Source organism: Sphingobacterium corticibacterium, assembly GCF_004208525.1.
GTDB lineage: Bacteria > Bacteroidota > Bacteroidia > Sphingobacteriales > Sphingobacteriaceae > Sphingobacterium > Sphingobacterium corticibacterium.
The window spans coordinates 1,171,161-1,183,526 of sequence record NZ_SGIT01000002.1; the positions used below are offsets into that span (position 1 = coordinate 1,171,161).

General features: G+C 42.5%; 8 protein-coding genes. 1 reads left to right on the plus strand and 7 read right to left on the minus strand.

Annotation, left to right across the window (positions count from 1 at the left end):
* Positions 1–4: 4 nt before the first annotated feature.
* The 3 genes from EWE74_RS13070 to EWE74_RS13080 are packed head-to-tail and all read right to left on the minus strand — an operon-like array spanning position 5 to position 4,813.
* Positions 5–1,450, minus strand: coding sequence for a glycoside hydrolase family 76 protein (locus tag EWE74_RS13070; RefSeq protein ID WP_130141963.1), 1,446 nt, complete (start codon positions 1,448–1,450; stop codon positions 5–7).
* Positions 1,451–1,468: 18 nt separating this feature from the next.
* Entirely contained in the window at positions 1,469–3,277 is a 1,809-nt protein-coding gene (locus EWE74_RS13075; protein ID WP_206365225.1) for an MSCRAMM family protein, read from the minus strand.
* Positions 3,278–3,334: 57 nt separating this feature from the next.
* A complete protein-coding gene (locus tag EWE74_RS13080; protein ID WP_130141965.1) occupies positions 3,335–4,813 on the minus strand; it encodes a glycoside hydrolase family 76 protein in 1,479 nt (492 codons plus the stop codon).
* Positions 4,814–5,154: 341 nt separating this feature from the next.
* Between EWE74_RS13080 and EWE74_RS13085 the strand changes: the two genes are divergently transcribed.
* Positions 5,155–7,632, plus strand: a complete 2,478-nt coding sequence (locus EWE74_RS13085) for a Kelch repeat-containing protein (protein WP_206365226.1) — start codon at positions 5,155–5,157, stop codon at positions 7,630–7,632.
* 70 nt (positions 7,633–7,702) lie between these two features.
* Here the strand turns inward: EWE74_RS13085 and galK are convergent, their stop codons facing one another.
* The 4 genes from galK to hemH all read right to left on the minus strand — a co-directional run bounded on the left by galK (position 7,703) and on the right by hemH (position 12,339).
* On the minus strand, positions 7,703–8,857 hold the full coding sequence (gene galK / locus EWE74_RS13090) for a galactokinase (RefSeq protein ID WP_130141967.1): 1,155 nt from the start codon (positions 8,855–8,857) through the stop codon (positions 7,703–7,705).
* A 4-nt stretch (positions 8,858–8,861) separates the two neighbouring features.
* Positions 8,862–9,899, minus strand: a complete 1,038-nt coding sequence (locus EWE74_RS13095) for a UDP-glucose--hexose-1-phosphate uridylyltransferase (RefSeq protein ID WP_130141968.1) — start codon at positions 9,897–9,899, stop codon at positions 8,862–8,864.
* 130 nt (positions 9,900–10,029) lie between these two features.
* Entirely contained in the window at positions 10,030–11,304 is a 1,275-nt protein-coding gene (locus EWE74_RS13100) for a metallophosphoesterase (protein ID WP_130141969.1), read from the minus strand.
* 9 nt (positions 11,305–11,313) lie between these two features.
* Positions 11,314–12,339 carry a ferrochelatase gene (gene hemH / locus EWE74_RS13105; protein ID WP_130141970.1) on the minus strand — a complete coding sequence of 342 codons (1,026 nt, stop codon included), beginning with the start codon at positions 12,337–12,339 and terminating at the stop codon, positions 11,314–11,316.
* Positions 12,340–12,366: the final 27 nt, after the last annotated feature.

Genomic DNA, 12,366 nt, shown 5'->3' on the forward strand with positions numbered 1-12,366 from the left:
TTAGCTATTTTGTTAATTCATATCTTGACAAAACCGCATATTCGGCTGCAAAGGCGAAGGTAAACATCCCCTCTGTATCGTTTTTACCACGATCACGGTTCCATCCGACTAACAAGTTTGTAGGTAGAAGCCCGTTGTAGAAAAAACGCTCATACGCATAATCCAGATTTTTTTGAAACGCGTCGATATATTCATTCGTCTCTTTGTACGAAGGATAAAAGTCGACATATCCTCGCATCAGCACGCCGTTGAACCAGTTTCTAAAACCACTGATATCAAAGGTGTAATGATCTGCGACATTCACGCCTTTTTTTGCAAAGTAGGAAAAGCTGGCGTTTGCTAATGCCGCACCATCTGCACGATATTTGTCGTCTCCTGTAACACGGTGAAGATCGGCTGCTCCCGACAACATCGTGCCGCTATTGTAGGTTATAGCTGGCCCCACTCTATCACGACACGTCACTCCCCGGCGATAATTAACACCATCGATTTGCTCGAGCTGGGGAGATCCCGGCGTACAGCCTCCCATCATATCATCATACACCCCATCGCCTCGAAGAAGGGAGCGTTTCTGCCAATCGTAGATCTTCTCTGCAAACAGGAGATAATAGTCGCTTTTCTTCATTTGAATTGCCTTTCTAGTTCTTCTATCGGCAGCATCGATATAGCGATGTGTTATCTCATCGTTTTTCCCTTTATAGAGCTCGTGCAACCAAACTAGCGGACTTATCATCGGGCCATTGCTACAAGCATGTTTGGTCACATAGCCGGGTCCCCAGGCGATTCCCCCTACCTCGTTTCCGTTCGTATCAAACGTACAGTCCCAGCCATCGAGCACATATTCCGTGAGGTATTCTGCTTTCTCCAGAAACAATTGGTTGCCGGTTACTTTATAAGCTTCCAGAAACTCTCGAATTAGCCACATTTGATCATCATAAACATTTTCAATCCCCTCTACTCGAGCGCCACCCTTGGAATTCCCACGATTTACACCGTATACGGTCCATTCGTTGGTACCGGTATAGGAGGTAAGCGTGAATGTTCCTAAGTAAAAATCGGCCGCATCGTAGAGCTTCATCAGTTCTTGTTCGTATCTATTGAAATGGGCATTATAGCGTGTAGCGTCTCCCTTTTCCTTTTCCGTTTCAAGGGTATGAAGAATTGCCGTAACAGCCTCAATAGCACTCGTATACATCCATATACTACCTATTTCATTCGACCGCTGACCGGTATAGGGATTGTAATATCTTGCCATGGTCATTCCGCTTCCCGTAAAATAGGCTTCAAGCGCATTATCTGTAATCTCCATAGCGCGGGTCAGCGATCTCGTCGCCAGATCCGTATCCTCTGGCGGTGTTGTCCCATCATCGTTATTGCCCTTATCACAGGCACAGATAAAGAAGCATAGCAGACTCCCAACCGCGATAATTATACTTTTTTTCAGTTTCATCTTATTAAACTTATTTGGTTAATTCATTTTAATATTGTGCAGTACCAATTTATTCTCTCCGGTATTCGCCTCGCCATTATATACACCAAGCACTAACGTGACATCAGAACCATTGAATGAAGATAGGTCATAGGTAAACAAAGCGTATCCTTCCGGATTACCGGCTCCTCCGTCGCCATGCTTGAATTTCCAACAGCCATCACTTGCAGCCGACGCTTCTTGCGCTGTATTAGAGGCAGGTGAAAGATGCGTTACCGTACCGTCGTTTTCAATCGCCGTCAGTTTAAAGTAGGTAAAGTTACTTCCGAAATTACGGGTACTGAGCGTCAATCGGTTACTTCCGCCCGCGATAGAGAATTTAGTATACATATACGCTTCAGGCACCTTAGTGTCTACTTCTGGTGTATTTCGTGTCTTAATGATATATCCTTCCGAAGGAAATACTTCGGGGTCTTTTTTCAGCGGCATGAACATCCATTCCGCGGCAACGTGAGCGACATTCCGCCAGGCACGATACGCATCCACATAGTTATCACGGTTACCACTTACAGGACTGATCCCGGTAAACGATTTTTTGGTATGCGGCATGGTAGACCGAACGGTTTCATGGGAGAGCTTCCATCCGTCAATAACGTCGGTTCCAGGAAGCCAGTCCCAATTCTCGACTTTTCTGTCTGCAAACCGGATCGCCCGCAAAACGAGTTGCTTCCAATAATCCCCGGTCGCTTGCCTATATATTCCTATGGCAATGATTACCTCCTTATCGACATAAGCACTCAGGTCAAAATCAAAATCCGTGTAACCTCCCGAATAGGTGCGGTTTTGACCTACTTTCTCCGCTTTCGGTTCAGCGGCATTTAAATCAATGACCTGTACGCCGAAATAAACCGGTGCAGCGGCATCCGCATTGTGGGTTTGAACTCTCAGCGAAAGAATTTTGTTGTCTTCCGTAATCAATTTGCTACCATACACAAACGAATCAAAAACATCCATATCTGCTGGGTTATTTCGATCATCCCCGCTGTTACGGATCTGCAATGTCGTTCCTTCATTCTGCTCTTGCCATGCACCCCTGAAGTCTAAGGTGCTCATATAGTTACATGCCCAGTCCCAATGTGGATAAGCATCGGCATTCCTTCCTCCGCGGTATTCGTTATAATACCATTTTTCGGCACTTTGCAAATCAATAGTGGTTAATCCAGGGAGCAATTCTTGACTTCCCATTTGGATATTAAGGGTAGCGATACCATCCACAAAATCAGCAGGAGATATCGTTCTCACAATCGTGACATATCCACTTTTCGTAAAAGTGACACTATAATTATTTTCAATCAGATTGGGAATGACAAAGGCTCCATTGTTATCGGTAGTCGCTGTTCCGCCAACCACACCAATAGAAACAGTAACGCCTGAAAGTGGTTCACCTGCTTGGAGTGCATCCAATACTGTTCCTACAATTCTTGCGGAAGCACTGACCATTTCTACATTCACGGTAGCGACACCATTGTCATCAAAATCATTCGCCGTTACCGTTAAACCAACTGCCAACCAGCCATCTTTCTCAAACTTGACCGCATGTGTTCTGTAGGTCACATTGTCAAAAGAATACTTCCCATCATTCCCACTTGTGGTAACCTGATCGTCTTCATTGATGCCCGAAAGGGTGACCTTCATCCCTGCAATGGGTTCACCATTTGCATCGGTTACTGTACCAACAACTTGCCCACGTCGGTTATCCGTAGGATCATGCTCCTTTTTACACCCGAAATGTAAGATGAACATCAGCGTGGCCACTGCCACATAGCATACTTTTTTTAGGTTTTTCATTTGATTAATCTTTTTCATTCATTTTTAAATAGGTTCGTTTATTTTTTAGCGTAGCATTTACAATCCTTTCTCCAACTGATGTTTTCCCAAAATAGCATACTGTGCGGCATAGGTAAACATGAACATCCCTTCTACGCCCTGCTTCTCCTTTTCTTTCCCCCATCCCTTCAACAAGTTTGTCGGGAGGAAACCATCTTGATGAAATCGCTCAAAACCATAATCCAGATTTCGTTGGAAGGCCGTTAGATAATTTCCTATTTGCGTATCAAGCCGACTCGCTTCTTCGTAACTGCGCATGAGGATACCATTAAACCAATTGTTAAAGCCATTGGTTTCAAAGCTGTAATATTGCGGAACATCCTTTCCCAAAGAAGCAAATTGCTGGAAACTGTTCTTAGCCAGCTCCCGGCCATCCGTTGCATATTTTTCGTCTCCCGTTACGCGATAAAGGTCCACAGCACCCGACAACATTGTTCCGCTGTTATAGGTATACGCTTTTCCTACGGCTTGCGTCAATGGTGTGTTTGCACGGTATCGTATACCATCCACCTCTTCGTAACGTATATCACAATTTGGCACGCAACCGCCCATCATATCCGTGTATACACCAGCTGTATTAAGTAGGTTTTTTTTCTGCCATTCGTAAATAGATCGTGCATAGTCAAGATAGTAGCGTTGTTTTTCCAGCTGTTCGGTTCGACGAGTTTGTTTGTCTCCTTCATCAATATAGCGATGTTCAATTTTGTCCGATTTGCCTTTATACATTTCATGTAGCCAAACCAGCGGACTGATTAATGGTCCGTTACTACAGGCATGCTTCGTGGTATAACCGGGACCCCAAGGGATTCCGCCATTTTCTTTCCCATTGTTATCGCGAGTTACGTCCCACCCATCTAACACATAAGCCGTTAAATACTCTGCTTTTTTCAAATATTCCTTTTTACCCGTTAGTTTATAGGAATCCAATAACTCACGGATCAACCACATCTGATCGTCATATACATTCAGTATACCAGAAACGTTTGCTTGCCCCTTCTGATTGACACGATCAACAGCATATACAGACCATTCTTTCGTCTGTGTATAGGAAACGAGTTCAAAAGTGCCCAGGTAATAGTCTGCATTCGCATACAGATTGTCCAGCAATGTCACGTAGCGATCGTAATGATCATTATACAATGTACTCCCATCTATATGCTGAGCATGCTTAAGCCCTGACAGCACCGCATTGACCGCTTCAATTCCGGCGGTATACATCCAAACAGAAGCACGCTCATCAGATTTAACGTTGGTAAACGGGTTATAAAAGCGTCGCATCTCAAAAGTCTCGGGGTCAAAATAATGTGCGATGGTTACATCGATCAAATCTATAGAACGTTGCAGGTTCTGCATCGCAATAGCCTGGGGATCATCCATACCTGACTCCCCTAGCATATCAGGGGGTGACGGGCTCCTGACAGCTCCTGATCGTACGACAGTTATCGAAGTAAAGCTCAATAGCATCGTACAACACATGGCAATAATGGAAAACTTCATGTTTGAGATTAGTTAAGTTTATAATAAAAAAATTTAAAATTGGCGGAATAGTCTTTCGACGTATTTCGTAACCAAAGTAGCGAGACCGGGATTAAAACTAGGGTTAAAAATGAGATTTAACCGCTAAAAAAAACATTAACCCTTCTATATTACCTTTATGATCTCATTTTTTAAGCCATATTGTGACCCGACTTTTCTTCTGCATGCCTCTAATTTTTTTGTATAATATTAGCTACCTTTGCAATAAAGGTTATAAATTGTATATCATATTTATGACAATGATAAACCGAAACATGTGCATTTACCGAATACAGTTTTTTCTATTTTATCTTCTCTTTTTGATGATGTTGCAGGCTGTTTCAAGCCGTGCTTATGCACAAGGTATCCGATTTACCGGAAGCAGCCAACCTATAGAGAAACGTACTTCTGCCACTTTTTTTTCGGATGCAGCTCCCACTTTTTACGATTTGTTTGCTATCCATTTTGATCTCCAGCTACCTAATGATAGAACCATGGGGTATATTGTTCGGATTAAAGAAGAAAATCAGGGCTCTATTTTCAATTTACATTATGATGAAGAAGAAGGACAAGCTGTATTTCGGCTAAACGAAGAGGGCAAAACCAGCTTGATTACCACTCGGATTCCGCTTGAATACCTTATTGAACGACATTGGTTTCCGATACTGTTGGAGTATGATCTTCGGGGGGGAAAAATCAAACTGCAGATTGCCAATGCAGCACCACAATTTGCCTCCGTACAAATAGAGTCGCCATATTCTCCTAACATAACATTTGGACGTAGCGATTACATGATTGATGTTCCTTCGTTCTCTCTTCGAAATTTCCGTGTCGGTAACAAAGTGAAGGAAATTTCCTTCCCTCTACGGGAAAGCGAGGGAAATAAACTGCATAATGCTTCCGGTGAAGTGATGGGAAAGGTTACCAACGGTACTTGGTTATTGAACGATGCCTATCATTGGCATAGACACACCGAGATGCATTCCTCCACTCCTTCGGGCGCTACTTATGATCCAAAGCGAAAATCTATCTACTACTTCAATCGAGATTCTTTAGGAATTTATGAAATTCAAACCGGCGTAACACGGAGTATCCGTTTCCTTACCCCTTGCCCAATGAAACTTAAGCTCGGAAACAGTTTTATAGATCATGAAGAAAACAGGCTGTATGTCTATGAAACTTATTATGAAGAACCTTATACTGGGCCCACAGTCGTAAGCTTAGATTTAGATGATTTTAGCTGGAGAATAGAAAGCAGCGACTACCTACAACGAGAATTGAACCACCATGCTGCATACTTTCTTCCCGATAGCCGCAGATTACTGTTATTTGGTGGATATGGCAACATGGTTTATAGTAACGATCTGCTATTTTATAATTTAACGGATGGAAATTGGTCTAAACCGGAGACCATGCGCGGAGACTCTATTTTACCTCGATATTTTACCTCTACAGGTAGATCGGAGGTGAACCAAAAAATCTATATTTTTGGCGGTATGGGTAATGAGTCTGGCCAGCATATAGTAGGACGAAAATATTTCTACGACCTTTATATGTTAGATCCAACAACCGGAAAAACCACAAAACTCTGGGACGTAGACCGGAAGGAAAACTTTTTCGTGCCAGCTCGTGGCTTAGTCATCCCTGATTCTAACTGGATTTACATGCTCGGATACCCCGAGCATTTAACACACTCGTTTATTAAACTGCGTCGGTTTGCCATTCATGATGGTCAATATGAAGAATTGGGCGACTCCATTCCGATTTATTCCGACAAGATTAGTACCCATGCGAATCTATATTTTGACCCTCATCTGAAGAAGCTGATCGCATTGGTACAGGAATCGGATGATGACATCCGGTCTACGCTTACCGTATACAGTCTAGACTTTCCGGCTATCAGCGAGTCCCAACTCTACGCTTTTCCGGGTTCTGGTACACAAAAAAATATAGGATTTTACGTGTTCGTTTTGGCGCTCGGTGGACTATGCATCGGAGCCTTGGTATACAAAATTTCCCGTCGCCCGAAGCAACCCGAATCTGTGGTAGCACTGCCTGATGAGCCAACGTTACCCGAACAGCCACAGACGAATTGTATTTATCTTTTTGGAGACTTCACGGTCCTAGATAGACGAGGAATGGATATTTCCCATTTGTTCAGCGCACGCTTACAACAGGTTTTCTGTTTGGTGCTGTTCCATAGCTCCAATACGGGCATCAGTTCCAATCTCCTTACCCATTTACTGTGGCCGGACAAACCAAAAGATAAGGCCAAGACCTCTAGAGGAGTAGCCATAAATAATCTACGGAAGGTATTGAGTGAATTGGATGGTATAGAAATTATTTATGAAGAGGGACATTATCGTGTACTATTCGAATCTATTTGCTATTGTGATTATTGGCGTCTGAAAGAGCTTCTTACGCAAGGTGCCGATGTCCTTTCTCCAGAGATTCTACATATTCTGGAACGTGGAGAATTCCTATTAGGCATGGACGATCCTATTTTTGATAAGTCAAAATATGATATCGAAAGTATGTTGATCGAAAGGTTTCAAAAGTGTATAGCCAAAAGTCGTGAGGATAAAAACTGGTCTTCGCTATTTCGTGCAGCAGACGCCTTACTTACGATCGACGCCGTTAATGAACTAGCCTTGGAACAAGGGCTTTACGCATTGTATAAAGGAAAACTCGAATCTCGCGCAACAATTTTCTATAAGCGTTTCGCGGAGAACTATCGGCGTTTGATGGGAGAAGATTATGCTTACACCTTTGAAGATATATGGCAGCGAACAATCCAATAAAAGGATCATCCCTATTCTTATCTTATTGTTTCATGACGAATAGAGATGATCCATATACGCCTTTTATTATCTACAGCAATTCCGTCCCATTAGAAGGAATAACCTTAATAGCCGTCAATTCCAGGTTGAATTGTTTCTTATAAATCGGTGCCAAGCGTTCTACCAATAAATCCTGAAAAGATTTTTTCACTAAATTGATGGTACATCCACCAAAACCACCTCCCATCATTCGAGCACCTATTACTTCTGGAAAAGATTTCACATAGTCTACTAAAAAGTCTAGTTCAGGACAGCTTACTTCATATGCTGCACTTAATCCTTCGTGTGCGTAAAACATCTGTTGTCCTACTGTTTCTAAATCGCCCTGTTCTAATGCATCACACGCCTTATTCAATCGCTCGTTCTCTTCCACGACAAATCGGCACTTCGTATACACATCCAGATCTACTGGCTTTACATGCGTTTCTAGCATATCTAGGGTCACATCGCGTAGGCTTTTCACTTCCGGAAATTGTTGCTGCACCAATCGCACACCTTCTTCACAGGAAGCCCGACGATCATTATAAGCAGACGATGCCAAAGAATGTTTTACATTGGTATTCAACAATAGAATAGCATAATCGTCTAATTCCAACGGCTTGTAGGAAAAAGAAAGGTCACGACAATCCAGCTTCACGACATGATCCGCTTTACTCATCACCGATGCAAACTGATCCATGATACCACATTTTACGCCCGCATACGTATGCTCTGCCTGTTGCCCGATTTTCGCGATATCCACGCGTTCTATTTCCAAATCGAAGAGTACGTTTAGTGCAAATCCCACGGCACATTCCAGTGCGGCAGAAGATGACAATCCAGCTCCCAGCGGCACATCACCATCAATATACATATCAAATCCTTTCAGATTTGCTCCTTTCAACTGCAGCTGATGTACCACACCAAGTACATAATTCGGCCAACCCTGCTCTACAGGTTGTATTTCGGTTAACGGAATTTCAAAATATGCTGCAAAATCCTCTGCATACAAACGGATCATATTGTCGTCACGCTTTCCGACCCCTACATATATTGCTTTATCGATTGCAGTCGGAAGCACAAAACCTTCATTATAGTCCGTATGTTCGCCGATGATATTAATTCTTCCGGGCGAGCGTACCACATGTGTAGGAGCATATCCAAAAACGGTTGTATATCTTTCTTCTATCTGTTGTTTAGAAATCATGTATTTATCCTTTGTAGTGAATCGTAGATTGTTCTTTTAGTGTATTCGCAGCCTGTTCGGGGGTAATGTCACGCTGCGGCGTAGCCAACATCTCATAACCCACCATAAATTTCTTTACTGTCGCTGACCGTAATAGCGGTGGGTAGAAATGCATATGCCAATGCCATTCCGGATGTTCCCCAGAATTCACCGGCGATTGGTGCATCCCTGCCGAATAGGGAAAAGATGTTTTAAAAATATTATCGTAACGAATCGTTAGTTCTTGCAATGTACGCGCAAAGTCTTCTTTTTCTTCTTCCGTAAATGCTAGGATAGACGGTACCGGACGTTTGCTGATAATCATCGTTTCATAAGGCCAAGCTGCCCAAAAAGGGACAAGCGCCACAAAATGCTCATTATCGACGATGATACGTTCGTCTTTTTTTAATTCGAGGGCGACATAATCTTGAAGAAGTGTACGCCCATGCTGCTCAAAATAAGTCTTTTGTTGCGCACTCTCTTTTTCTATCTCTACGGGTAATGAACTTTCCGCCCATATCTGACCATGTGGATGAGGGTTACTACACCCCATAATGCTGCCCTTATTTTCAAATATCTGGATATATTTTATCCATTCCTTTTCCGCAAGCTCTTTGAATTCCCGTTGCCAAAGATCTACTACCGCCTTAATTGCTGGCAAATCCATTTGAGGAAGTGTCAAATCATGACGCGGTGAAAAAGAGATAACTTTACATATCCCTCTCTCCGATTCGGCGACAAGCAAACTTTCCTCATCAAATTGTTCTATCGATGTGTCTTCCAATAAAGCCGAAAAATCGTTGACAAAAACAAAACTGTCCTTGTAATCCGGGTTTTGCGTACCATCTGCACGCGAATTTCCTGGACACAAATAGCACTTCGGATCGTATTGCGGACGGTTGTCTGGTGCCAAATCCTCGACTTGACCTTGCCAAGGGCGTTTACTACGATGGGGAGAAACGAGAATGTATTCTCCCGTTAAAAGATTCTTACGTTTGTGTGGTTGTTCTGCAAAATCCAACATGGTTTAAGGTTATATTTTTATAAATATCACCTTTTTTTTGGAAAAACAAAATAGGAGGGCAATAAAAAGTGTCAATAATACACTTTATTAACACTAAAAATAATGACTTTCAAGCCATTACAGCGATAGATTATGCTTTTGGCTTTTCCCCTTTTATCAATTCGAAAACAGTAATCTCTGGCAAAATCCCTACACGTCCGGGGTAGCCCAAGAATCCATATCCTACATTCACATAGAGTTTTTTGTTTTGTTCCTCATAAAGCCCTGCCCATTCTTTATATACATATTTAGCTGGGCTCCACTGGAAGTGTTCTCCACGAACACCAAACTGCATACCATGGGTATGTCCCGCAAACATGACGTCAACATCCGTATCCAATACTTGTGCTCTCCAATGAGAGGGGTCATGCGATAGAAGCAACTTCACAGGAGATTCTTCTGTTCCCATTAATGCTTTTTTCAAATCTCCTTTCTTCGGAAAACGACCTGTACCCCAGTTCTCTACCCCTACAATGGATATTTTTTCCTTATTAACCGTTAGATCACGATTCTCATCCAGCAATAGATCCCATCCCATTACTTGATGTGTTTCTTTGAGGCTTTTCAAGTTTTTACGCTTTGCAGCAGAATCTTCACGTCCAAAATAGTAATCTCCGTAGTCATGATTACCTAATACGGAATATACTCCTAAATCGGCCTGTAGTTTAGCAAAAATATCTTGATAATCCCGCATTTCAGAAGCAACATTATTAACCAAATCGCCGGTAAAAAACACAGCATCCGGTTTTTCGCCCATGAGCATCTCTATTCCACCTAATACCGCTTTTTTATTATAAAAAGATCCGGAATGGACATCTGATATTTGTGCAATGCGCATGCCGTGAAAGGAAGCAGGAAGATGAGGTAAATACAGCTTTTGTCGAATGATTTTATAATCATATCCACCTGAGATCATACCCCACGACAAAGGGAATATAGGCAACGATGCGACGATAATTCCAGATTTGGTTAAAAACTCAGAACGGGAGATTCCATTCACTGGCTTTTCTGGTAAAGGTTCCGAAAGTTCCTCTACCCGCTCTGGTAAACTTTCGTTTCTACGACGTGGTGAAAAAAGTTTAGCAACCCAAATTCCGCCACGACGGATATCGTCAAGAAGCAAAATGACAATAAAAATAAACTTACTGGCCGCCGTCATGAAAAAAGCGACTAAAATAACAGACCTATACGCTAGCGGAAGATTAAACTTCGCCGAAATATAAAGCCCTAGCAAAAGGGCAATAGAATAGCCCCACCACACGAATGAAAACCATTTTGTTTTCGCGGCCTTAATTTTCGTTGCTCGTAAAGCAAAGAAAATGTAAACATCAAAGACAAGCAGTAATATTGCGTTAAATATTAACATAATAATTTTTTATCCTTGTGCCAATCGTTTCAGCACATTAATCCATTTAGGGTCGTCATTCAAACTCTCCACCATCGTTATTTCTTCTCCCCCTAACGCTTTAAACTCATTAGCATATTCGACCCGAATCTCATCCAGCGTTTCTATACAATCTGCTACGAAAGCCGGACTAAAGACGAGCAGTTTCTTAAATCCGCGGTCTGCCATCTGGTGCAGTGTGTCGGAAGTATACGGCTGGATCCATGGTGTTTTTCCTAACCGCGATTGGAAGCAAACCGAATATCGCTCTTTTGTAATCCCCATTTTCGCGGCTATTGCGCGTGATGTGGCATAACATTGCGACAGATAGCAATATGTTTTTTTGGTTTCTTTACAAGATTCACAACCCGAATCAGGACATTTAAGCGTACCGGTCGGATCAACTTTACCAAGTTGTCTAACCGGTAGTCCATGATAACTGAACAACACATGGTCATATTCTTCTATAGGATATTGACGCCCATGATCGGCAAACGTCTCGCACATTTCCTCATCATCACAATAACTATTAACGAAAGTTACCTGTGGAAAGTATTGCCAACTTCGCATAATTTCCATTACTTTATCAATAACCGATCCAGTTGTCGCGGATGCATATTGTGGGAAAAGAGGAACCACACGAATAGATTCCAACATCATAGCCTCCATTTTCTGAAGTGCTGAAGCAATAGAAGGATTTTGGTAACGCATCGCTAATTCCACATGGTATTCTTCTCCCAGTTCCCGCTGCAGTAGATCCCGTTGTAACTCGCTATAATACAATAGAGGAGATCCTGTTTCGTTGTCCCATATTGTGCGATAAGTTGCTGCAGATAGCGGCGAACGCTTCGGGACAATTACGCCCTTTACCAATAGGGTACGCCCCAGATATGGAATATCCATTACCCGAGGGTCCATTAAAAACTCTGTCAAATACCTGCGTACATCAGCTGTTGTAGGGTTGTCCGGTGTGCCTAGTTGCACCAAAAGAATTCCTTTTGTAGCGCTTTTACTCATTTGCTACAAAAATAACCATAAATTACA